The sequence below is a fragment of the Streptosporangium sp. NPDC000396 genome (assembly GCF_042898655.1).
Classification (GTDB): Bacteria; Actinomycetota; Actinomycetes; order Streptosporangiales; family Streptosporangiaceae; genus Streptosporangium.
Map to the genome: position 1 here is coordinate 38,992 of NZ_JBIAZA010000018.1, position 22,870 is coordinate 61,861.

General features: G+C 69.7%; 22 protein-coding genes. 14 read left to right on the forward strand and 8 right to left on the reverse strand.

Annotation, left to right across the window (positions count from 1 at the left end; translation table 11 throughout):
- Positions 1-50 precede the first annotated feature (50 nt).
- On the reverse strand, positions 51-1,913 hold the full coding sequence (locus tag ACFY2X_RS27430; protein WP_389943088.1) for a DUF3352 domain-containing protein: 1,863 nt from the start codon (positions 1,911-1,913) through the stop codon (positions 51-53).
- 452 nt (positions 1,914-2,365) lie between these two features.
- Between ACFY2X_RS27430 and ACFY2X_RS27435 the strand changes: the two genes are divergently transcribed.
- The 6 genes from ACFY2X_RS27435 (at position 2,366) to ACFY2X_RS27460 (ending at position 8,160) form a co-directional block, all read left to right on the forward strand.
- Positions 2,366-3,157 carry a thioesterase family protein gene (locus ACFY2X_RS27435; RefSeq protein ID WP_389943094.1) on the forward strand — a complete coding sequence of 264 codons (792 nt, stop codon included), beginning with the start codon at positions 2,366-2,368 and terminating at the stop codon, positions 3,155-3,157.
- Between the two features lie 68 nt (positions 3,158-3,225).
- Positions 3,226-4,074 (forward strand): glutamate racemase, encoded by an 849-nt coding sequence (gene murI, locus ACFY2X_RS27440; protein WP_389943097.1) that lies wholly within the window; start codon positions 3,226-3,228, stop codon positions 4,072-4,074.
- A gap of 115 nt (positions 4,075-4,189) precedes the next feature.
- Positions 4,190-4,942 (forward strand): MBL fold metallo-hydrolase, encoded by a 753-nt coding sequence (locus tag ACFY2X_RS27445; protein WP_389943100.1) that lies wholly within the window; start codon positions 4,190-4,192, stop codon positions 4,940-4,942.
- A 5-nt stretch (positions 4,943-4,947) separates the two neighbouring features.
- Entirely contained in the window at positions 4,948-5,664 is a 717-nt protein-coding gene (rph, locus tag ACFY2X_RS27450) for a ribonuclease PH (protein WP_389943103.1), read from the forward strand.
- Entirely contained in the window at positions 5,661-6,311 is a 651-nt protein-coding gene (locus ACFY2X_RS27455; RefSeq protein ID WP_389943106.1) for an XTP/dITP diphosphatase, read from the forward strand. Before rph ends, ACFY2X_RS27455 begins: the two co-directional genes overlap by 4 nt.
- A 163-nt stretch (positions 6,312-6,474) precedes the next feature.
- Positions 6,475-8,160, forward strand: coding sequence for a molybdopterin-dependent oxidoreductase (locus ACFY2X_RS27460; RefSeq protein WP_389943109.1), 1,686 nt, complete (start codon positions 6,475-6,477; stop codon positions 8,158-8,160).
- 124 nt (positions 8,161-8,284) lie between these two features.
- Here ACFY2X_RS27460 and ACFY2X_RS27465 read toward each other — a convergent pair whose 3' ends face one another.
- On the reverse strand, positions 8,285-9,052 hold the full coding sequence (locus tag ACFY2X_RS27465) for an alpha/beta fold hydrolase (RefSeq protein WP_389943112.1): 768 nt from the start codon (positions 9,050-9,052) through the stop codon (positions 8,285-8,287).
- Positions 9,053-9,135: 83 nt separating this feature from the next.
- Between ACFY2X_RS27465 and ACFY2X_RS27470 the strand changes: the two genes are divergently transcribed.
- From ACFY2X_RS27470 to ACFY2X_RS27495, 6 genes are all read left to right on the forward strand, one after another.
- On the forward strand, positions 9,136-9,669 hold the full coding sequence (locus ACFY2X_RS27470) for a PadR family transcriptional regulator (RefSeq protein ID WP_389943115.1): 534 nt from the start codon (positions 9,136-9,138) through the stop codon (positions 9,667-9,669).
- A 324-nt stretch (positions 9,670-9,993) separates the two neighbouring features.
- Positions 9,994-10,557 carry a MauE/DoxX family redox-associated membrane protein gene (locus ACFY2X_RS27475; protein ID WP_389943118.1) on the forward strand — a complete coding sequence of 188 codons (564 nt, stop codon included), beginning with the start codon at positions 9,994-9,996 and terminating at the stop codon, positions 10,555-10,557.
- 21 nt (positions 10,558-10,578) lie between these two features.
- Complete coding sequence (locus ACFY2X_RS27480; protein ID WP_389943121.1) at positions 10,579-11,100, forward strand: TlpA disulfide reductase family protein; 522 nt, start codon at positions 10,579-10,581, stop codon at positions 11,098-11,100.
- Positions 11,097-12,923, forward strand: coding sequence for an ABC transporter ATP-binding protein (locus ACFY2X_RS27485; RefSeq protein ID WP_389943124.1), 1,827 nt, complete (start codon positions 11,097-11,099; stop codon positions 12,921-12,923). The genes ACFY2X_RS27480 and ACFY2X_RS27485 overlap by 4 nt, the downstream gene beginning before the upstream one ends.
- A gap of 1 nt (position 12,924) precedes the next feature.
- Entirely contained in the window at positions 12,925-13,374 is a 450-nt protein-coding gene (locus ACFY2X_RS27490; RefSeq protein ID WP_389943127.1) for a S26 family signal peptidase, read from the forward strand.
- Between the two features lie 129 nt (positions 13,375-13,503).
- Positions 13,504-13,665, forward strand: coding sequence for a hypothetical protein (locus ACFY2X_RS27495; RefSeq protein ID WP_389943130.1), 162 nt, complete (start codon positions 13,504-13,506; stop codon positions 13,663-13,665).
- A 247-nt stretch (positions 13,666-13,912) separates the two neighbouring features.
- Here ACFY2X_RS27495 and ACFY2X_RS27500 read toward each other — a convergent pair whose 3' ends face one another.
- Positions 13,913-14,314: a hypothetical protein gene (locus tag ACFY2X_RS27500; RefSeq protein WP_389943133.1), complete on the reverse strand. Its 402-nt coding sequence runs from the start codon at positions 14,312-14,314 to the stop codon at positions 13,913-13,915.
- A gap of 119 nt (positions 14,315-14,433) precedes the next feature.
- Here ACFY2X_RS27500 and ACFY2X_RS27505 point away from each other — a divergent pair, with 119 nt between their 5' ends.
- Both ACFY2X_RS27505 and ACFY2X_RS27510 read left to right on the forward strand, forming a co-directional pair.
- Positions 14,434-14,964: a GNAT family N-acetyltransferase gene (locus ACFY2X_RS27505; protein ID WP_389943135.1), complete on the forward strand. Its 531-nt coding sequence runs from the start codon at positions 14,434-14,436 to the stop codon at positions 14,962-14,964.
- A gap of 219 nt (positions 14,965-15,183) precedes the next feature.
- Positions 15,184-18,168, forward strand: coding sequence for an AAA family ATPase (locus ACFY2X_RS27510; protein WP_389943138.1), 2,985 nt, complete (start codon positions 15,184-15,186; stop codon positions 18,166-18,168).
- Positions 18,169-18,233: 65 nt separating this feature from the next.
- On the opposite strand, the gene ACFY2X_RS27515 is transcribed toward ACFY2X_RS27510, so the two are convergent.
- From ACFY2X_RS27515 to ACFY2X_RS27535, 5 genes are all read right to left on the reverse strand, one after another.
- On the reverse strand, positions 18,234-19,595 hold the full coding sequence (locus tag ACFY2X_RS27515) for a TfuA-like protein (RefSeq protein WP_389943141.1): 1,362 nt from the start codon (positions 19,593-19,595) through the stop codon (positions 18,234-18,236).
- A complete protein-coding gene (locus tag ACFY2X_RS27520) occupies positions 19,588-20,766 on the reverse strand; it encodes a YcaO-like family protein (protein ID WP_389943144.1) in 1,179 nt (392 codons plus the stop codon). The genes ACFY2X_RS27515 and ACFY2X_RS27520 overlap by 8 nt, the downstream gene beginning before the upstream one ends.
- Before the next feature lie 6 nt (positions 20,767-20,772).
- Complete coding sequence (locus ACFY2X_RS27525; RefSeq protein WP_389943147.1) at positions 20,773-21,528, reverse strand: ABC transporter permease; 756 nt, start codon at positions 21,526-21,528, stop codon at positions 20,773-20,775.
- The gene (locus ACFY2X_RS27530; RefSeq protein WP_389943150.1) at positions 21,525-22,523 is read right to left on the reverse strand and encodes an ATP-binding cassette domain-containing protein; all 999 of its coding nucleotides are present in this window, start codon (positions 22,521-22,523) and stop codon (positions 21,525-21,527) included. Before ACFY2X_RS27530 ends, ACFY2X_RS27525 begins: the two co-directional genes overlap by 4 nt.
- A gap of 101 nt (positions 22,524-22,624) precedes the next feature.
- Positions 22,625-22,795, reverse strand: a complete 171-nt coding sequence (locus tag ACFY2X_RS27535) for a thiazolylpeptide-type bacteriocin (protein ID WP_389943153.1) — start codon at positions 22,793-22,795, stop codon at positions 22,625-22,627.
- Between the last annotated feature and the right edge of the window lie 75 nt (positions 22,796-22,870).

The window sequence follows — 22,870 nt, forward strand, 5'->3', positions numbered from 1 at the left end:
GATGGGACGCCCGCCCTTTCTCGTGTGCGGCCGGTCGAGTTCGCGTGCGGCTAGTCGAACAGGACCCGGAGGGAGAACGAGGCGTCGCCGCCCGTCTGGGTTCCGCTCATGCCGACGGCTCGCAGGACCTGGAGGTTGGCCCGCTCCTCGCCCTGCACGTTCTGGAGGTAGAGCTTCTCGACCTTGTTCAGGTCGACGTAGGCGGCGAAGGTCGCCTCGTCGGCGTTGGGGATCGCGAGCTTGAAGGCCTCGTCGTCACCCAGGCCGCCGTCCTTGGCGAGCTCGGCGGCGTAGTCCTGGGAGCTGGCGATGACGAAGGTGCCGTCAGCGGGAACCTTGGCGAGCGGCGGGACGGCGGCGCCGGAGTCGGCGATGGCCTTCTCGACCTTGCCGACGACCTCCTGGGCCTTGGCCGGGTCGGTGGTGAGCCGGGCGCCGAATTTGGGCTGGTTGTTGTCGAGGCCGTTGGCGTCCAGGGCCAGGGTGATGTTCTTGCCGAGCAGCGTCGCCAGGTCGGCCGGGAGCGCCAGCCCGTACTTCTGCTGGGCCTGGTCGGCGAACTGCTGGAAGGTTCCGCCGGCGGCCTGGTCGGCCGACTTCATGATCTGGTCCCACTGCTTGCCGACCAGGTCGCCGAGACCGGAGATCGAGAGCGCGGCGGCGGTGGAGGCCGGAAGCGTGCTGACCTTGGAGGCCTCGGGCTCGCCCATGTCCAGAGCCTGCGCGCCGCGGCTGATGCCCGCCAGCTCGACGTACTGGCCGTCGAAGCGGAGCGCGGCGGCCAGGCGGAGGTTCTTGATCTGCGCGAGGGCGGCGGGGTCCTGGGTGGCGGCCGGGGCCAGCGATGCCAGCTTGCCCGCGTCCGCCCAGAAGGAGAGCACCCCGGTCTCGCCGAGGGCGCTCAGGTCGTCGGAGAAGTTGGCGGTCTCGGTCAGCGGCGCCGCCTTGGCGGCCTGGTCGACCTCCGCCTGAGTGGGGGCGAGGAGCGCGTAGTCATCGCGGAACGTGATGCCGTACTTGCTCTCGCCCATCAGCTTGGCGATCCCGGCCTTGGCCTTCTCCTGGTCGGTGACCTGCACGGCCACCACGACGCGCGCCTCCTCGTCGCTCTGGGCGGGGGGAAGCGCGGCCACGCCGACGCGGGAGCCGAGCCACGGCTCGACGTCGGTGGCGAAGTTCAGCTTGCCGAGCTCGCTGTCTTCCTTCGTGATCAGGTTGAAGAGGGCCTGACGCGGGTCTTCTCCGGTGAAGGAGTCCTTGGTGACGGTGAACTTCCGGCCGATGCTGAACAGCGCCAGCTTCTGGTTCGCGGCGGGGTCGAGGTCGAGGCGTACGTAGCCGATGGCGTTCCCGGGCAGCACGTCATGGGGCTGGGTGCCGCCACCGCTGAGCAGGTTGACCGCGAAGAAGCCGCCGCCACCCACGAGGACGACGACCAGGGCGGCGATCGCCGCGAGCAGCAATCCCTTGCCGCCCTTGCGGGCCGGAGGGACCGGCGGCTGCCCCGAGCTGAGGAAGTCGGTGCCCTGCTGCTGCCAGCCGGGCTGCTGACCGTAGCTGGGCTGGCCGTACGCCTGCTGCTGGCCATAGCCGGGCTGGGCCTGCTGCTGGCCGTAACCGGGCTGGGCCTGCTGCTGGCCGTAACCGGGCTGGGCCTGCTGCTGGCCGTACGCCTGCTGGTAACCGGGTTGCTGGTAGCTCTGCTGCTGGCCGTAGACGGGCTGCCCCTGCTGGTAACCCCCCGCGCCCTGCGGATGGCCGGGCTGGCCCTGCGGGTAGCCGCCCTGCTGGGGATAGGGCTGGGAGTGCGGCTGGTTGTGCTGCTGCGCACCCTCGTTCCAACGGTAGGCGATCGTCCTGTCAGGTTGCTGGTCCGGCGCGGGCGGTTGGTCGGGGGGATTGTTGGCAGACATGCTCACTCACAATGTGGACTTATTGGATATAGAGAAGCTAGTGCACATTGGTAGCAGGCGGCTTGCATTGAACTAACTACGTGATTGTTTCGTCTAAGGGAAATCGGGCGAGCTTTCCGGTTTCTTCGGCGTGCCCTCGCCCCCGGTGAGAGTCACCGAGTCCCGCCGAGCCTCGCGAAGCGGGCCCCGTCGCGGAGCGCCCGAAACTTGATCTTGAACGGCCCGGCCGGCCGGGCTCTTCCCGCGCTCCGGCCGGCGGACGGGTTCGCCGGTGCCTGTGATTTTCATCTCTCGCGAAATCCTCCGGCTCCCGTGCGGCCCTCCGGAAATGGCCGCCGGTTTTCCGGTGAAAGCGCGTTTTCCCTGGTGGTGCCATGTGTGAAAGGGCGGTAAGGCGTGAGTTGCCCGGGATGGGTAAAGTGAGCCCTCTAGAACAAGGTTCGGGAGTGTGGATGACGAAGTTCGACGAGGCGACGCAGGCCATCCGGGTGGACGAGACCACCTACGACGTGTGCCTGGATCCCGGATACTCGATCGGAGGGCCACTCAACGGCGGCTACCTCATGGCCGTGCTCCTGCGCGCGGTCGTGGACGCCTCTCCGCACGAGCACCCGGTGACCACCAGCGCGCAGTTCCTGCGCGCACCCCGGCCAGGCCCCGCCCGCGTACGGCTGGAGCAGATCAAGGCCGGTCGCACCGCCGCGATGACGCGCGCCACCCTGGTCCAGGACGACACCTCCTTCATCGAGACCCTCGTCACGACGGCGACCCTGGGCGACATCGCCCCGGACTGGACGGACGGTCCTTCGGCGGTCATGCCTCCCATCGAGCAGTGCGTCAGGCTGCCCGACCCCAAACCGGAGTCGAACATGACGCTCAACGCCCAGATGGAGATGGCGTTCGACCCGCCCACCATCGGCTGGCTCAGCGACAACCCCACCGGCCGCCCCGAGGCTCGCGCCTACTTCCGGATGACCGAACCGCAGGACCCCGATCCCTACGTGCTGGCGCTGGCCGTGGACGCCCTCCCTCCGGTGATCTTCTCCGCCGGAGCCCGGGGCTGGGCCCCGACCGTGGATCTCACCTGGCACCTGCGCGCCCTGCCCGCCCCGGGCTGGCTCACCCTGCTCGGCAGCGGCCGGATGATCAGCGACGGCTGGTTCGACGAGGAGGTCGAGGTCTGGGACTCCGCCGGCCGCCTGGTCGCCCAGTCGCGGCAACTCGCCCGAGTAGGTCGTGGCTGAGTCAGGAATCAGCGTTGTGAGCATTCTTACCGTGAGAGGTCGTCCCTGGTCGCCTAACCTTGGGAACCGTGTCGCAATCGAGCATCGGAATCTTTGACAGTGGGGTCGGCGGCCTCACCGTGGCCAGGGCGATCATCGATCAGCTGCCCAACGAGTCGATCTTCTACGTCGCCGACACCGCGCGGCAGCCGTACGGGCCCAAGACCATCGCGCAGCTCCGCGCCTACGCGCTGGAGGTGATGGATCATCTCGTCGAGCACGACGTCAAGATGCTGGTGATCGCCTGCAACAGCGCCAGTTCGGCGGTGCTGCGGGACGCGCGCGAGCGCTATGACGTGCCGGTCGTCGAGGTGATCCAACCGGCGGCGCGGCGGGCCGCGCGAGCCACCCGCAACGGCCGGGTCGGGGTGATCGGGACCCGGGCCACGATCGAGTCGATGGCCTATCAGGACGCGTTCGCCGCCGCTCCCGACGTTCTGCTGACCGGAGTGGCGGCACCCCGGCTGGTGGAGTTCGTGGAGCGGGGGGAGACGATGAGCGATGAGCTCATCGAGGTCATCCGCGATTACCTGAAGCCGGTGCTGGACAACGGGTGCGACACGCTGATCCTGGGGTGCACGCACTATCCGCTGCTCACCGGGGCGATTTCCTACGTCGCGGGAAACGGCGTCACGCTGGTGTCCAGCGCCGACGAGACGGCCAAGGACGTCTACCGGATCCTGCACGACCGGGGACTGGCCGCCGAGGGCGGCACTCCCCGGCACCGGTTCGGCGCCACCGGCGACACCGTTCTCTTCGAACAGCTCGGGCAGCGGTTCCTCGGACCGGAGATCCAGGCGGTCGAGCTCGCGCTGGTGGGAGACGCCCCCACCAACGGTCACCACGAGGGCGCTCCGGCGGTCTGGGCCGATGAGTGAAGGGGCACGGCGGATGAGTGACGAGGGAAGAGGCCGGTTACCGGCACCTGGGCCGCGACGCGCGGTGCCGCCACGTGAGAAGGCGTCGCACCGTAGAAAGTAGGAGGAGGTCGCCGTGAAATTGACGATCATCGGATGCTCGGGGAGTTTTCCCGGCCCGGACAGCCCCGCCTCGTGCTATCTGCTGGAAGCCGAGGGTTTTCGCATGCTGCTGGACTTCGGCAACGGCGCGCTGGGCGCGCTCCAGCGACATATCGGCCTCTACGACGTGGACGCGATCTGCCTGTCCCACCTGCACGCCGACCACTGCCTGGACATGTGTTCCTACCACGTGGTGCGCACCTACTCCCCGCAGGGCCCGCTTCCCCGCGTCCCGGTTCACGCCCCGGCCGACGCGCCCCGGCGCCTGGCCGCCGCCTACGGCATGCCCGACGAGCCGGGGCTTGAGACGGCCTTCGACTTCGTACGGCTGTCGCCGGGCGTGTTCGAGGTGGGCCCGTTCGAGGTGACGGCCGCGCCGATGAACCACCCGGTCGAGACCTACGGGTTCCGGGTCTCCTACGGCGGGCGCTCGGTGGCCTACTCGGGCGACACGGGGGAGTCCGCCGAACTGGTCAAACTCGCCTCGGGGGCGGATGTGCTCCTGTGCGAGGCCTCGTTCCTGGACAAGCCCAACCTCCCCACCGACCTGCACCTGACCGGTCGCCAGGCCGCCGAGCACGCGGCGAAGGCGGATGTGGACACGCTGGTGCTGACCCACCTCGTCCCCTGGTACGACCACCGGCAGATCCTTCAGGACGCCTCACGAGGCGGTTTCGGGGGGCGGATCGAGCTCGCGCGAAGTGGGGCCCTCTATGACCTAGGGTGATGTTCATGGCTCGTGCAGATGGACGTTCTCCCGATCAACTTCGCCCCGTCACCATCACCCGTGGCTGGCTCGCGCATGCCGAGGGCTCGGTGCTCGTCGAGTTCGGCGGCACCAAGGTGCTCTGCGCCGCCTCCGTGCAGGACAGCGTGCCCCGCTGGCGCCGGGGAAGCGGCCAGGGGTGGGTCACCGCCGAATACGCCATGCTGCCCAGGGCCACCAACACCCGTAACGACCGCGAGTCGGTGCGCGGCAGGATCGGCGGCCGGACGCACGAGATCTCCCGCCTGATCGGCCGGTCCCTGCGGGCCTGCGTCGACTACAAGACCCTTGGCGAGAACTCGATCCTCATCGACTGCGACGTGCTCCAGGCCGACGGCGGCACTCGCACCGCCGCCATCACCGGCGCCTACGTGGCGCTGGTGGATGCCGTGCGGTGGATGCGGGAGCGGAAGATGTGCAAGGGCGACCCGCTGATCAACTCGGTCGCGGCCGTGTCGGTCGGCGTCGTCGCCTCCACACCCATGCTGGACCTCTGTTACGTCGAGGACGTCGCCGCCGAGACGGACATGAACGTGGTGATGACCGGGTCCGGTGACTTCGTGGAGGTCCAGGGCACCGCCGAGGGCAAGCCGTTCAAGCGGGACGCGCTGAACGAGTTGCTCGACCTCGGCATCGCCGGGTGCGCGGAGCTGACCCGCCTGCAGCGGGAGTCGCTGGCATGAGCGCCGAGCAGGTCGGCCCCGCGGGTGCCCGGGGGAGTTCGGTCGCGAACAGGGTGGTCCTGGCCACCCGGAACGCCGGAAAGATCGTGGAGCTCCGCCGCATCCTGGCCGACGCCTCGGTGCCGGTCGAGATCGTCGGCCTGGAGGAGTTCCCGGAGATCGGCGACGTCGCCGAGACCGGCCTGACCTTCGCCGAGAACGCCCTGCTGAAGGCCCACGCGGTCGCCCGGCAGTCCGGCCTGCCCGCCATCGCCGACGACTCGGGCCTGTGCGTGAACGTGCTGAACGGCATGCCGGGGATCTTCTCCGCCCGCTGGTCGGGCAGGCACGGCGACGACCGGGCGAACCTGGAACTGCTGCTCGCGCAGGTGTCCGATGTGCCCCAAGAACATCGAGGCGCGTATTTCACGTGCACCGCGGCGCTGGCCCTGCCGTCAGGGGAGGAGCGGGTGGCCGACGGGAAGCTGCACGGCATGATCATCGATGCGCCGCGCGGCACCAACGGCTTCGGCTATGACCCGATCTTCGTGCCCGAGGGAGAGAGCCGGACGACCGCCGAGATGTCGGCGCAGGAGAAGGACGCCATCAGCCACCGGGGCCGCGCCTTCCGGGCCCTGGTCCCCATCCTCGCCGACGTGCTCGGTTAGGGTCTGTTCTGTGGATCTTTCCGCCTACCGCGGTCGCCCAGACCCTGGGAGACCCTCGCGCGGGTGGTCTCCGTCCCGGGGCGCCCGCGTGAGGCGCGGGCCGTACCGGCGTTCGTAATCGGCGCGTAAGATCCTGCCTCCGCGAGAGGCGTAGCGTCGGAACATGGAGAGCAACACGCGCGTGCCCTCGTGGGCGGCGGCGCTGATCGGCCTGGTGTCCGGCGCGGTGGCGGTCGGGGTGTCACTGCTGGCCGCGGGTCTGGTGAAGGCCTCCGCCTTCCCGGTCGTCGCGGTCGGTGACGCCGTCGTCGACCTCACCCCGGCCGGGCTGAAGGAGTGGGCGATCCGCACCTTCGGGGAGAACGACAAGACCGTCCTGCTGGCGGGCATCTTCCTGGTCCTCGCCGCGATCGCCGCCGCCGTCGGCGTCCTGGCCGCCCGTGACATCCGGTACGGCCTGGCAGGCCTGGCCGCTTTCGGCGGTGTCGGCATCCTCGCCGTCCTGACCCGCCCCGACGCCGGTCCGGTGGACGTCGTCCCCACCGTGGCGGGCGTCGCCGCCGCCGTGTTCGCCCTCCACCGCCTCATGAGACGGGCCATGCCTCCCGGCTCGCCCCGTTCCTCCGTCGCGGTCGCCGCACGTCCGGCGGGCGACCTCTCCGCGGAGCGCTCACCGGACGGCGGGCACGACGCTCGCCCCCGCGGCGGAACCCCGGAGGTGAGCGAGCGGTCCGAGGCTCAGATGCCCCCGATCATGCGGGCGGAGCAGGACCTTCACGCGTTCGACAGGCGAGGGTTGCTGACCGGGGTGCTCGGTGGCGTCGTCGTCGCCGGAACGGCCGGTGTGATCGGGCGGGCGCTGTCGGGACGAGCGCAGGTGGACGCGGCCCGGGTCGGCCTGGCGCTGCCTCGCCCCTCCTCTCCGGCCGTCCCGCTCCCGGCCGGTGCCGACCTGAAGATCGGGGGGCTGTCGTCGTTCGTCACCCCGAACCAGGACTTCTACCGGGTGGACACCGCCCTCGCGGTGCCGCAGGTGGACCCTCGCAGCTGGACTCTCAAGATTCACGGCATGGTGGACAGGCCCGTCGAGCTCACCTTCGCCGACCTGATGAAACGCCCCCCGGTCGAGGCCGACATCACGCTGTGCTGCGTCTCCAACGAGGTCGGCGGGCCGTACATCGGCAACGCCCGCTGGCTGGGCGTCCGCCTGGCCGACGTCCTGCGCGACGCGGGGGTGCACAGGGGCGCCGACATGCTGCTCAGCACCTCCGCGGACGGCTGGACCTGCGGCACCCCGGTCGACGTCGTCCTCGACGGCCGTGACGCGCTGCTGGCCTTCGCGATGAACGGCGAGGCGCTCCCGATCGACCACGGCTTCCCGGTCCGCCAGGTCGTCCCCGGCCTCTACGGCTACGTCTCGGCCACCAAATGGGTGACGGAGATCAAGGTCACCCGGTTCGACCAGGACGAGGCCTACTGGACGCCCAGGGGATGGTCCGCCAGGGGGCCGATCAAGACCCAGTCGCGCATCGACCTGCCGAAGGACGGCGCCCGCGTCGCGGCGGGCCGTACCGTGATCGCGGGTGTGGCCTGGGCGCAGCACAAGGGAGTGGACGCGGTCGAGATCCGGATCGACAGGGGGCGATGGCGCCAGGCCCGGCTGGCCGAGGCGCCGACCGCCGACACCTGGCGCCAGTGGGTGATCGACGACTGGGACGCCACCCCGGGCAGGCACACCATCGAGGTGCGGGCCACGGACGCCACCGGTTACACGCAGGTCGCCGACCGCGCCCCGGTGGCCCCCGACGGCGCCACCGGCTGGCACACCATCGAGGTCGAGGTCGCCTGAGCCGGCCTCCACGGCCGGGATCAGCCGATGACCTCCTCCGACGCCGGATGGAGGGCCCGCGGGACCACCCCCGGAGACGATCAGCTGCTTTCCGCCACAGCGAGTGTCGCCCCCGTCGGCAGGCTCACGGGCCGAGCAGTTCCGAGGTGACGCGGACGAAGGCTTCGGGGTTGTCGAGTGTGATGTTGTGCCCGCTGTCGGCGATCGGCACGACCCGGACGCCGGAAGACCGAAGCTCGCCGGCGCCCAGGGGTGGGCCGTCCTGGGCGGGGTAGAGGAAGGCGCGAGGAATCTCCAGCCGGAGCAGCAGCTCGCGCAGGGTCGGCGTGGTGCCGCGCGCCCGGCTCGCGGCGCTGCGGTGGAGGGCCCGGGGGTCGGCCAGGCGCATGGTCGACCACCAGTGCGGGCCGACGCGGTCCCGGACCTCGCGCCTGCCGTACCGCAGGAAGTCTTCCTCGGTGTAGGCGGTGATGCCACTGCTGCCGGGACTGCCGGGAGCCGGTGGGACCGGGTCGAGGCCGGTGTCGATCAGGATGAGGTTGGAGACCAGGTCAGGGTGGCGGCCGGCCAGGAGGATGGCGACGGCCCCGCCCATGCTGTGGGCGATCAGTTGGGCTCCGGCCGCCCCCGCGGTTCTCAGGACCGTCGCGAGGGTGTCGGCGTGCTCCTCCATGGTGTACCCGAAGTCGGCGGGACGGTCGCTGAGACCGAAACCGAGCAGGTCGACGAGGAGCGACCGGTGACCCGCGAGCAGCGGATCGCTCGCCACCCGCGCGAAGTACGGAGCGGACATGGAACCGAGACCGTGAACGTAGACGCGGGCGGGCTCGGCTCCGGGAAGTTCCAGCCAGCGCATCCGGGCGCCGCTCGGATGGACCTGGGTGTCACGCATGCTTAATCTCTCCTGTCGCCGAGGTATCGACGAGAATGTATATCGGTATCGATGTATAACGGCAAGAGGTTATGCTCGATGGCATGCTTGAGCTGGCGATCCTCGGTTATCTTCATGAGCGGCCCCTGCACGGCTATGAGCTGCGCAAGCGGGTGGCGGCGCTGACCGGCCACGTGCGTCCGATCGCCGACGGCACTCTTTACCCGGCGATCAAGCGCATGGAGACGGCGGGCTGGCTGACGCGCGAGACCCAGGCGGGTGCGGCGGCCGCCCCGCGTCACATGCTGCACCTCTCCTCCGCCGGCGAGCGGGAACTGCTGCGGCGGCTGCGGGAGCCGGGAGAGCTGGACATCAGCGACGAGAACCGCTGGTTCGTGCTGCTGGCCTTCCTGCGTGCCCTGGGAGACCCGGAGGCGCAGGCCGCGGTGTTGAGACGGCGGCTGGCGTTCCTGGAACAGCCGAGCAGCTTCTTCTACGAAGACGGCCGGCCCGTTCGCGCCGAGGATGTGGAGGATCCGTTCCGACAGGGAATCCTGGCGATCGCCAGGGCGACCGGCGAAGCCGAGTTTCGCTGGCTGCGTGCGATGCTGGCGAAACTTGAGGATCGTCAGCCCTGACACCGTGAGCCGGAAAGCCGGACCCGCTCTCTTTCACGCCGATAAGGAAGCCGAAGTCTCCGTCCTTGACAGCATCACGTAAAGGATTATGGACATGGCGTAACAATGGCGGGTGTCTTTCCGGCGCTACTTCGGTGGCCCGGCGACGAGGTCGTGCCGGCCGTTGCTGTGTGGAGAAAAGGCTGCTGAGCTGGGGTGTCACCGGGACGGCGGCGGCGCGCGGCGGATTTCGGCAACCTTCACGGGCCGGATCAGAGATAGATCATTAACACCGGTTACTGCTATATTTCGGGCTTTCGTCCCCCATTCAGTAAAGGCAGTGCCGTGGTTTATCTGGCCGTCGGTTGCCGGTTCCTGATCGGCGTCGTTTTCGCTGTCGCCGCTGTCAACAAGTTGAGCGGACGGAGACGGTTCAACGCCTTTGTGTGGTCGCTGCGCCGGATGGAGGTGGTGCCGGAGGGGCTGGTACGGCCGGCGGCGCTGGTGTCCGCGGCGGCCGAGGTCGTGATCGTGCTGCTGCTGGCCGTACCGGCGAATGTCCCGGGGATGGCCGGGTTCGCCGTGGCCGCCGGGCTCCTCACCGCCTTCACCGTCGGCATCGCCATGTCACTCAAGCGGGGCAACAAGGAACCGTGCGCGTGTTTCGGCCGGTCCGAGACACCGCTGGGTGCCGGTCATGTGGTCCGCAACCTGCTGCTCATCGCCGTGACGCTCCTCGGGCTGGCCGCCTCGGCGGCGGGTGGGCACGCCGAGCTCGGCGAGGCGGCGATCGGTGCGCTGGCCGGTCTCGTCCTGGGCGCCCTCGTGACCGCCTTCGACGACATCGTCGCGCTGTTCAGGCCGACATCCGCGCCCGCGTCGCCGCGCGGCGCGGGACCCAAGCGATAGAAAGCGCTGGAAGGAGACCCCATGCTCGCTCTCGTCGTCGTACTCACCGTGATCTCGCTGCTCAATCTGTTCCTCACCGTCGGTCTGCTGGGCAAAGTCAGGGAGCAGGCCGATCGACTGGCGAAGGTCGAGGCGGGGGCACCGCCCATGCTGCCGAACGGTGCGGCGATCAATGACTTCACCACGACCACGCTCGACGGCGAGCGACTGACCCTGGAAGAGCTCACCGGTGAGATGTACGTGGGCTTCTTCAACTGGAACTGCGAGGTCTGCCACGAGCATCTGCCGGCGTTCATCGCCGAGGCGAAGCGGATGCCCGGACGGCGGCAGGTGCTCGCGGTCGTGCGTGGCACCCCCGAGCAGGCCGTGGAGATGACCTCCCAGCTCAACCCGGTGGCGCGGGTCGTGGTGGAGGAGAAGCAGGGCCCCGTGCAGCGGGCCTTCCAGCTCTACGCGACTCCGGCGTTCTGCATTCTCAATCCCAACCACACCATCCAGGTCAGCGGGTACGAGCCCGGGTTGAAGACACCGGCGAGATCATGACGGCCCGGCCGGGAACCGACGGCGTACCGATCCGGATTCTCGAGGCGACGAGGCTCGCAGCGCGTGCGGCTCCCGGCCGGCTGGCGCTCTACGTCGTCGTGACCCTGGTGTCGGCGGCGTTGCCGGTCGGCACCGCGTGGCTCACCCGGGCGATCGTCAACGGCCTGACCGGCGGCCGGCACCTCGGCGGACTGATCGGTCTCGCGGCGGCGCTGGCGGCCATGGTGCTCGGGTCGGCGGCGTTGACCGCGGCCGGTGCCTTCCTGCGCGCGGAGGTGGAGCGCGAGATAGGCACACTCGCCAAAGAACGGCTGTTCACCGCGGTGGAGCGCCTCACCGGCATCGCCCCCTTCGAGGATCCTGATTTCCTCGACCGGCTGCAGCTCGCCGACGAGTCCGGCGGCCGCGGGCCGAACCGGGTGATCGACGGCATCCTCGGCGTCTCCCGCAGCGTTCTCACGGTCTCCGGGCTGCTCGGGCTGGTGGTCGTGCTGAGCCCGCTGATGGCGGGGATCGTGCTGCTGTCCGGCATCCCGGTGCTCGCCGCCGAGCTCATGCTCGGCAAGCACCGCGCGGCCGCGTTCTGGGAGATCACCCCGGCGGAACGGCGAGAGATCTTCTACCGCGACCTGCTCGCGACAGAGCGGGCCGCGAAGGAGGTGCGCCTGCTCGGCCTCGGCGCGTTCGTACGCGGCCGGATGCTGGCGGAGCGGCGGACGCACGAGGCGGCGCAGCGCCGGGTCGACCGCCGGGAGTTCTTCGTGCGGGCCGGCCTTGGCCTGCTGAGTGTCACGGTGCTGGCGCTGGGCCTGGTGTGGGCGGTGACCGCGGCGCTCGGCGGGCGGTTGACCGTCGGCGACGTCGCGATGTTCATCACCGCGGTCGTGAGCGTGCAGGCGGCGCTCGGCGCCGTCGCGCAGGAGGTCGCCAAAGCGCACGAGTCGCTGCTGCTGTTCCAGCACTATCTCGCGGTGCTGCGAGGTGTGCCGGATCTGGCCGTGGCCGCGAGGCCAGATGCTCTGCCGCGGCTGGCGCGGGGCATCGAGCTGCGGGACGTGTGGTTCCGCTACTCCGAAAGGCACCCCTGGGTGCTGCGCGGGGTGAACCTGGTGATCCCGTACGGCGAGGCGGTCGCCCTGGTAGGCCTCAACGGCGCGGGGAAGTCCACGCTGGTCAAGCTGCTGTGTCGCTTCTACGACCCGACGCGGGGTGCGGTGCTCTGGGACGGCGTCGACATCCGCGAGGTCGCGCCCGAGGCGCTGCGCGAGCGGATCAGCGCCGTGTTCCAGGACTACATGGATTACGAGCTGAACGCGGCGGAGAACATCGGCATCGGCGACCTCGGCGCGTTACACGACCGCGAACGCGTCGAGGCGGCGGCCCGGCACGCCGGAATACACGACACACTCGCCGCGCTGCCGGACGGCTACCAGACCCTGCTGGGCCGGCGCTTCACCAGCGACGTCGGCAAGGACATGCCCGGAGTCAGCCTCTCGGGCGGCCAGCGCCAGCGCGTCGCGCTGGCCCGCGCCTTCATGCGCGCCGACCGCGATCTCGTCATCCTCGACGAGCCGAGCGCCGGGCTGGACGCGGCCGCCGAGCATGAGGTGCACATGAGCCTCAAGGGGTATCGGAGCGGCCTCACGAGCCTGCTGATCTCCCATCGCCTCGGCGCGGTACGGGATGCGGACCGCATCGTGGTGCTGTCCGGCGGTGTGATCGTGGAAGAGGGGAGCCATGACGAACTGGTCGCCGCCGACGGTGAGTACGCGCGGCTGTTCACGTTGCAGGCATCGGGATATCAATCGCAGACGGCGGTGTGACATGGGGTGGTTGCTGTTGCCGGCGGTCCTGGCCGGGGTCTTCGCCACAGCCTTCTGGTGGATGCGGCGGTTCGTGGTGGCGACGGTCAGCGGGCCGAGCATGGAGTCGGCCTACTCCGATGGTGACCAGGTGCTGGCCAGACCCGTCGCGCCGCGGCGGATCCGGGCCGGTCAGGTCGTCGTGGTGCTGCCCGAGTACGAAGGCGTTCCGCGGCGACGACGGCAGGGCCGCCAGCTGTTGATCAAACGGGTGGCCGCGGTGCCGGGCGATCCGGTGCCCGGCGGGCTTGGCCCCGCGCTGGCCGAGGCCGCCGGCAGCCCGGTCCCCGACGGCCGGCTGGTACTGCTCGGTGACAACCCGGAACACAGCGTGGATTCCCGGCAGGAGGGATTTGTCGATATCGACCGTGTGCGGGGTGTCGTGATCAGGCGACTCAGCGACGCGACCTGAAAAAACAATCGCGAAATGCGACTTGAGGAAGCCGGTCACAATGGGTGACCACATGAAATATTGACTTATTTCGTTAATATAAGTAAGACTCACGATGATCCACTTTGCGTCTAGCGAAAGGTGTTCGAGATGAAGCTCATCACTGGCATCACGGATCGGGTCATCGTTCTCATGGGCCGTAAGGCGACCGCGCACGCGACCCCCGTCAAGGGCCGCTGCTACCCCGGCTGCGGCGGGGACGGCGTCTGGATCGGCGCCAAGACCGTCAACGGCAAGGTTCCCTGCTGCTGATCTGCTGATCTGCTGACCAGCGCACAGCGGGTCATCTGCCTGCCGCACGTCACCTACACTCCGGCGTCCGGGTGAATGTGGCCCGCTCCGGCGGTTCGTCGCCGGGGCGTCCCTGACCGTGTTCGCACGGTGAGGGACGCCATGCCTCCCGGCCGTATTTCGCGGCCCACGGAAAATCTCACGACCTATGGAAAGCGTCCGGAACGCCCCGCCGAGATATTGGTTTTGTGACGGCGGCTCAGGTGATTCAGGATTCGACGGCGGGCAGACGGCCGATGGGAGCGATCGGTTCACGGGTTCGCGGGCAGGCCCATATCGCCTCGTCGTTGTGGAGCGTGGCGAGCAGGGGATGCGAATTCCGGTGTGCCGGGCATTCCGGCCACACCGCGGGAAGGCCCGCGGAACACAGTTCTTCCACCGCCCACTCCTGCACCTGGTCCGCCAGATACGCGACCTGCTCGGCCCTGCTCTGACCGATCACCACGGAGATGCCGCGCCCGGTGCCGTCGGGAGCGAAAAGCCAGGCTTCGGCCAGCCCCTCCCAGGCGGTGGAGCCGGGGTCCGCCTCGCGGATGTCGGGAGGCACGGCACAGCCCGTCTCCAGATCCTGGAGTACCGGTTCCAGTGCGACCGAAAGCTCCCTGTGCATGTGATCACCCTAGATCGGCATTGAGGGGTGGAGGCGCTGACCGTGGCTTTCCCCTGATGTGGTTGGGACAGCCAATCTTGGTACGGTGTGTCGCCTGATTCCGATCAGGGAGAATCCCCGTGAACCAAGTGACGCTGCGTCCTGTCCTTGAAGAGGATCTGGCGATTTTCGAGGCGGAGTTCTACACCCCGGAGGGTGTGGGCCCCTATCAGTGGTTCGGCCACCGTACCCCTGACCGGGAGCGGCGCGCGTTCGCCGAGACGGGGTTGCTGGGCGACGACGGCGGCACGCTGACCGTCTGCTCGGGCGACGAGGTGACCGGACGTGTCGAGTGGTTCAAGAGAGCCTGGGGACGACCGCTCACCTCGTGGTGCTGGGAGATCGCCATCGGTCTGCGACCGAGCTTCCAGGGACGTGGCATCGGGGCCGAGGCTCAGCGGCAGCTGGCCGCCTATCTGTTCGACCACACGCGTGCCCATCGCATCCAGGCTTTCACCGACAGCGGCAACCGGGCAGAGCAGCGCGCGCTGGAGAAGGCCGGGTTCCAGCGGGAGGGCGTCATACGCCAGGCGCAGTGGCGTTGCGGGCGCTGGCACGATCAGGTTCTCTACTCGCTGCTGCGCCCCGAGGCGGGCCCGGCCGAGCCGTAAACAGGCTCGGCTGCTGAGCGCTCGGTACGGTCGCCGCGGCCGGGACGAGATCGCCGTTATCCGGCACATCCGAAAATGTCGTTCACTCGATCTAAGCTTGGGCGCGAGCGGGTCGGTGGGGGAGTTCGAATTCCGGCCTTACTTCCCATGGGGGCAAGCAATTGAGGCCGGTTACGTTCCGGCCACGGGGGCTCGACGGACACAGCCGGGAGGGCATACGTGTTCGCAGTGCCAGCGCACGAGCAACTGGTCGGGCGTGGTTCGGAGATCGCGCGGCTCAAGGACGTGATGAAGGCTCTCGCCGCTGGGCGAGGCACCGTCGTGGAGATCGCCGGAGACCCGGGAGTCGGCAAGACGAGCCTTCTGGGTGTTCTGGCGGCGCAGGCGGACCGGAGCGGAGTTCGCGTGCTGCGCGCCCACGCCGTGCGGGGTACGGAGGTTCCCTACCATGTGTTCAGGGACGCCTGGGGTGCCTGGTCCGGCGACGAGGCCGTGCGCGAGGGTCTTCGTGCCGATCCTGGAGCGCCCCCGTTCTCCAAGGCGGCTCCCCCGTCCGTGCCGACGCGCTTCCTGACGGGACTTCTGGTCCGCACGCTGTTCGCGGATTGGACGGCCGACTCTGGCGGTGTTCTGATGCTGGACGACCTCCATTGGTGCGACGAGGAGTCGGCCGAACTCGCCGTTCAGCTCATCCGCACCCCGGTACCGGGTCCCTTTGTTCTCGTCGTGGCGCATCGCCCCCGGCAGATGCGGCCGGTGCTGTTGGAGGCGCTGGACCACGGCACGCGGGCCGGAACCGTGATCCGGATCGAGCCGGCCCCGCTGGACGTCGACGCGGTGACTCTTCTGCTCGACAGCTGGCGTATGGGTGGTGGCGCACCCGCTGCCTCGTGCCCGGCCCCCGCTTTCCCCGGTGCGAAACCCACTGTCCTCGCCGATTCGCAGCGGCACTTCGATATCCGCCGATACGCCGAGCAACTGCATGCCGCTTGCGATGGTAACCCTCGTAACCTGCGTATTCTCGCGGCGGCGGGCTGGCATTCCGACAGCTGGCCGGACTGTCCCGGGAACGACCGTGACGCACTCCTCCGGGAGGCGGCGACGCTGACCGCTGAACTCGACGCGCTCACGCCGGACGCGACGATGACGGTCGGCGCGGCGGCCGTACTCGGCGACCCGTTCCGATTAGAGGTCGTTGCGGCCGTCTCCGGACTCGGCATGAAACGGACTCTTGACGCACTCTCCGAGCTCACCTGCGGCGACCTGGTGCGCCCGCTCGCCTCGGGCGGGCGGTTCGCCTTCCGCAGCCGTGTGCTGAGGCATGTCGCCTATGAGCGCACCGCTCTCTCCTTCAGGTTGCCCGCCCACCGCCGGGCGCTGGAACTGCTCACCGTACGGCGGGCATCGGCCGTGGCGCGAGCCCGGCACGCCGAGCACGTTCTGGGCGCGGACGACACCGCGGCTCTCCCTGTACTGGCCGAAGGTGCGATGGAGATCGTCGCCGAGTCGCCCGCCACCGCCGCTCGATGGCTCAGCCTGGCACTGGAGTCTCTGCCGGACGGGGGCAAGGCGACTCCGTCCCATGTCACGCTCATGCTCGACTGCTGCCGTGCCCTGACCGCCGCCGGGCGGCTGGAGGACGCCCGGGACCTCGTCCACGAGGTGCTGAGCGACGACTCAAGGCTTCCAGAGGACTTGCGGCTGAACGCCTATGCGGTGTGCGCCGACATCGAGCGGTTGCTGGGCCGGTACGACGAAGCGGAGGCGGTGGCACAGGTCGCGCTCGAAACACTGCCGAGGCCGCTGCCGGATCCGCTGCCGGCCGGAGCCGCCGACCTGGCGTTCAAGTACGGGTTGGTGCACATGCTGCGCGGTACCTACCGTCAGGCGCGCGCACTGGTCCGCGAGGTCGCGGGTGCGGCGGACGGGACGAGCGATGTCGCATGGCTGGGCCTGCGGGCGCTCTCCGCCTTCGGTGACGTCTACATCGGGAAGATGGACACCGGGATGCCCGAGGTCACGCGGTGCGCCCGGCTGGTCGACGGACTGCCCGACGCCGCGGCGGCACGCATCCCCGAAGCACTCGCCATGATCGGCTGCGCCGAAATCTACCTGGAGCGCTTTGCGGACGCCTTCCGGCACCTGAGCAGAGGGCTGAGGGTCACGAGCGGTGGAGCGCAGCACATGGCGATGCACCACTTTCTGGGGCTCTCCTTCCTCGGTCAGTGGACCGGCCGACTGGACCAGGCGCAGCAGTGGGCGCTGGAAGCCGAGCGGCTCGCTCGCTCCATCGGCGCGGACGACGCCGTGGGGCTGGCCATGACGATGCGCGCCGCGGTGCTGATATGGGCGCGAAGCCACCGAGACACCGCCGAGATCGTCGCGCTCGCCGAAGAGGGGATGCGCAGCATCTCACCCGGTCAGGGCTGGTGGGCGGGTGCGGTGGCCGTGCAGCTGGGCCAGATCCGGCTGATGAGCAAAGACGCCCACGGATGCGTGCGGATTCTCCTGGAGGAAGGGGGCGGTGAGGGCCTGCCGTTGGCCCAGCCGCAGCTCCGCCCCGAGATCCTGGCCACCCTGTCGACGGCGGCGCTGCGATGCGGCGACCGTGATGCCGCCCGCCGCTGGGCCGGGGACGCTGAGACGATTGCCGAACAGCTGGGGCTGTCCGTCCAGCGTTCGCACGCTCGCCGGGCGTGGGCCGTACTCCATCTGGCGGATGGTGAGCACGCTGCGGCGGCCGAGCTGTTCGAGGAGTCGGCGGAAGGCTTCCGGCGCGCCGGAATGCCGGTGCAGCACGCCTGGACACTGGTGCTCGGAGCGCGCTCGGCCGCAGCGGCCAGAGGCCAGGAAACGGCGCTGAGCTGGCTGGACTCGGCCGTGCGCGTGTCCCGGAGCTACGGTGCGGTACGGGTCCGGGAAGAAGCGGCGCGGGTACGGGGAAAACTCCTGGTCGCCGCCGGATCCGACCCCGCTGTGACCGGGTCCGGGCCAGGGCGGCTGAGCCTGCTCAGCGAACGGGAGCGCGAGATCGCCGAACTGGCCGCCGCCGGCAAGCGTTCCAGAGAGATCGCAGATGGGCTCTACCTCAGCCCCAGAACGGTGGAGGCCCATCTCTCCCGGATCTACCGCAAGCTGGAGGTCTCTTCCCGCACGGCCCTGGCGGCGATCCTCCAGCAGGCCCCCGGAGCGGTGGATCGCTGACTGCTCGGCGAAACCTCCGATTCCTCTGTCGGTGACGGCGCCCGCCACGTAGCCGGCTATCGGCATCAAAAGGGAAACCGCGGCGGGCCTGCCACCTTCAGCATCGCGACGAACGGTTCGGTGGCCCTGTGCAACTGCGCGAGGCCCGCGAAGCCGCGATCCCACGCCGCGGCCGGCAGCTCGGCGAGCGGGCGATCCCACAGCGCGGCGAAGACCGCGTTGACGGCGTCGGGGCGGAAACCCAGGCGCAGATGCGGACGATGGGCGTCCGGCTTGGGCAGCCGGTCGGTCAGTTCCAGCGCTGCCCGGACGAACTGGCGGGCCACCGCGACCACGGAGGCGTCCAGCAGGGCGGGTGGGAGTGCGCGTTCGGACAGGGGCGCGCACACCACCGTGCCCATGGTCCGCACCAGGACCCGGAGCGCCGCCTCCTCGGCCGCCAGGTGCCGCTCGGACGGGGCGAGCCATTCCGAGGCGCGGATCCGATCGGGGTCACCGTCGTCGAGGAGGCCGCGCGCGCGGGCGAAGCCCAGAGCGCGGCGCTCCAAGTCCGCGTCCGGTGTGGCGGGGTAGCCGCCCGAGATCAGGGCGAGGACGTGACGGCGGTGCAGGGCGGGGACGTCCGGGTGCAGCGCCATGATGGCCGCGACGGCCGAGGCGTCGGGCACCCACCGGTCGCCGACCCGTTCGCCCCTGTGGCGTGCGCGCCAGCGCTCGAAGGTGCCGGTCTCCACATGCTCGATGCGGGCCAGGGAGATGTTCGGCCTGGTCAGTTCGGGTGCTTGCGTGGCGGCCAGACGTAGCAGCAGGCGGGCGTCGTCGGCCTTGGCGTCGAGCGGATGCGCCGCGTGCCAGGCCAGGTACCGGTCGATGCTGTCGTCGGCGAGGGCCGCGCGGGCGAGGTGCTCCAGCGCTTTGGGTCCGCGCGCGCGGAAGGGAAGGGAGCGGCCGAGTTCCAGCAGCGTGTCGGCCTCCGCCTGTGTCAGGTGCCCGGCGCCCGCTGCCGCCGTCAGGGTGATGCGCAGGTTGACCAGGGGTTCGCTGAGTGAGGCGTAGTCGGCTTCGGCGGGGGCGTGCACGACCGCGACCTCGTCGTCGCCGGTGACCACACCATCCCGGAACAGCTCGAAGACGGTGCCGATGCCGCGCATGCCGTACGGCCACAGCTCGGCCGCGCGCATCGCGCCCATGCTGCTGCTGCCGGACACGTGCACGCCGCGTTGCAGGGCGTCCAGGATCTCCCGGTGGCGGACCGGGGGGGTGAGCATGAACAACCCGTCGATGATCAACACCCGGTCGCCCGCCTTCGGGTTGATGCGCAGCAGGTCGCCATGCCGGATCGGGGGGAGGAAGGTGGCGCCGGGCAGGAGCCGCTCCGCCTCGGCCAGGCGGAGGCTCGGCCCGAGGAATACGTAGGTCTCAGCCATGGGTTGCTCCTTCCCGCTGGGATAGGGAGGCGTCGTCGAACATGCGCAGGCCCGGGGCGATGACCTTGGTCGCCGGGATGCCGATGTCGGCGCGGGTCATGTCCACGGCAATGGGTTCCACGCCGGTGATGCTGTGGATGCGTTCGGCGCAGAACCGGATGACCGACTCGATGGAGTCGTCCGGTCCGACCGGGGCACCGACCCGGCGGAGGCGGCCCGTGGGCGGTTGCGGGTCGGCCAGTGGGTCGGCGTTGAGATAGAAGAGCTCGTCGATGTCGTCGCGGGCGCCGGATATCCCGGCCAGCCGGGACAGGGCCGCCTCGATCATGGCGCGGGCGGCCGCCAGGCCGGGGTCCAGGTGGCAGCCGAATCCGGAGAAGAAGATCGGGACGTCGGGTGACCAGATGGCGCAGGCGTAGGCCGGGATGCCCAACTGGTTGGTGGTCTGGCACAACTCCACGTGGCAACCCGCGGCGCGCAGCGCGGCCAGCACGGTGACCGCTGTTGGGTGGGTGGTGCCGGCCGGGTCGGCGTGCACCCGTTCGGCGGTGGGCAGGTCGGCGACGGGTGCGCAGCAGTCGCGTTCGATGACCTCCAGCAGTGCGTGCAGGACCGCTTCGGGGTAGGTGTTGCCGGTGGCCATCCCGTTGCTGGTGATGTTGAACAGCGCCATGTTCCAGTCGGGGCGTCGTGTGGAGTCCAGGTGGATGAGGCCCAGCGGCACCGGGATCGGCCGGCCGGACAGGATCCCATGGCCGAGCACCCAGTCCAGGGTGGTCGACTCCGACAGTGGTGAGCGCTCGGCGAGGTTGAGCGACCGGACGTCGTACGGCAGCCGCAGTGTCCGGGCGGGTCCTCGCTCGACGATCTTCAATCTCGGATTCTCCGCGTGCCAGGTTTCGATGCTCTCCATGGCGGCGCTCACCCAGGACTGTGAGGGTTGCAGGGCGATGCCGATGCTGGCCGCCAGGGTGCGCCCGCAGGGCCGGTAGGCGATGTGGACCGGCAGGCCGATCTCGTCCAGCCGGGTCACGTCGGCGATGCGGGTGATGCCGAAGCGGCCCAGCATCGGCTCGATCCGCGCCCTGGTCTGCTCGGGCGTCGCCGTCCGGTAGGTGCCGGCGCGGGTGACGATCCGAGGGGTGGGTCGTGGCTGTCTTCGTATTGTCATGGCGGCTCAGTGCAGGTCTTGGGTGAAGGCCCGGCTGGCCCAGGCCACGGTGATGACGGCGAGGACGCCGGTGATCGCCAGGGCCTGCCATACGCCGCTGGTGGTGAAGTCGCCGGCGAACAGCGCGCGGGCGGCGTCGACGGCGTAGGACAGCGGGTTGACGGCCGCGATCGCGCGCAGCCAGGCCGGGGCGAAGGTCAGCGGGAGCAGGATGCCGGACAGCAGCAGCAGCTGCTGGCTGAGCAGGTTGACCAGCGGCGCCATCACCTCGATGCGGCCGAGCTTGAGCGCGAGCGCGTAGGAGAAGGCCGACAAAGCCACGACGATCAGCCCGAGCAGGAGATAGGTGAGCAGCAGGTTGCCCAGCGGCACGCGCAGCCCGAGGGGCAGCGCGGCGATGGTGAGGATCACCGCCTGGATCCCGATGCTCAGCACATCGCGCAGCGAGCGGCCGAGCAGCAGGGCCAGCCGGCTGACGGGCGTCACCCGGCTGCGGTCCAGCACGCCGTCGCGTATCTCCTCCAGCAGGCCCATGCCGGCGAACAGGGCCGCGAAGATCGCCAGGAGCACCAGCATCCCGGGCACGAACACCGCGTAGGACGCCGCCTCGTCGGCGGCGTCGAGGGCCGGGCGCAGCAGCGGGGCGAACAGCAGCAGGTAGAACAGCGGCTGGATCACCCCCATGGCCAGCATGAGGGGGGCTCTCAGGAACAGCACCATCTGACGATGGAAGATCAGCCAGGTGTCGCGCGCGAGTTTCACGCGGGCTCTCCTTCCTCGCCGTCGGGCATGCCGTCGTGGGGCGAATGCAAGGAGCGGCCGGTCTTGTGGAGGAACACGTCGTCGAGGCTGGGCTGGTGCAGGGTCTGGGCGAGGATCTCGACACCGGCCAGGCTCAGGTCGCGCATGAGCCGGGGGACCGCGGTCGGCCCGTGGTCGACATACAGCCGCAGCGTGGTCTCGTCGACGATCTCCAGCCTCTGCCAGTAGGGCTGATCGCGGAACAGGAGGGCCACATGGCCTGACCCGCTTCTGAGCGTGAGCGTGACGACGTCGCCGGCCACCTGCTGTTTGAGCTCCTCGGGCGTGCCCTCCGCGGCTATGCGCCCGCAGTCGATGATCGAGACGCGGTCGCAGAGGGCGTCGGCCTCTTCGAGATAGTGCGTGGTCAAGACGATCGTGGTGCCGCCGTCGCGCAGCCGCCGGATCTCCTCCCACAGCGCCGAGCGGCTCACCGGGTCCAGGCCCGCGCTGGGCTCGTCCAACAGCACGACCTGGGGGTCGTGGATGACGCCGAGCGCGATGTCCAGCCGCCTGCGCTGGCCGCCCGAGTAGGTCCGGCACCGTCGGTCGGCGTAGTCGGTGAGCTGGAAGTCGGTCAGCAGCCGCTCGGCCCGGCGCTGCGCCTCTGGTTTGCGCAGGCCGTACAGGCGGGCTTGGAGCAGGAGCTCTTCGCGGGCGCTGACGTCGTTGCCGGTGCCGCCGCGCTGGGCCACGTAGCCGAGCCTGCGGCGCACCTGGTGCGGCTGCCGGCGCAGGTCGGCCCCCGCGATGGTCGCCTCGCCGCCGTCCGGGGTGATCAGCGTGGCCAGCATGTGCAGGGTCGTGGACTTGCCGGCCCCGTTGGGGCCGAGGAAGCCGAAGATCTCGCCTTCCTTGACCGCCAGGTCGATGCCCGCGACCGCCTCGACCGTTGCGCGGCGCCGGCCCGCCCGGGAGGTGAAGGTCTTCCGCAGCCGGCTGGTTTCGATGATCATGCGTTGTGTCCGTTCGGGTCTGCCGCCCTGCGCGGATGGACGGGCCGGAGCCGCCGGGCCTGGCATACGCCGCCCCGTGACTCCGGTCAGTCCGTGTCGTCTCAGGGAGTGTTTACCTGGTAGTAGCAGCAGGAGCTGCTCCTGAATGTGGAGGAGGCGCCGGACTCGGGCAGCGCGGCCGAGTCGTGCATGCTGACGACGGTGAGGTCGTTGAGGTCGAGGTCGCCGAGGTCGAACTCGTAGGTGGCGCTCAGCTCGACTCGGTCTGTCATGAGGGACATCGTGCTGTCCTTCTGTTGAGGTCTCGTTGATCCGTTGAGAGGTGAGCGGGGTCACGATGGACGCCC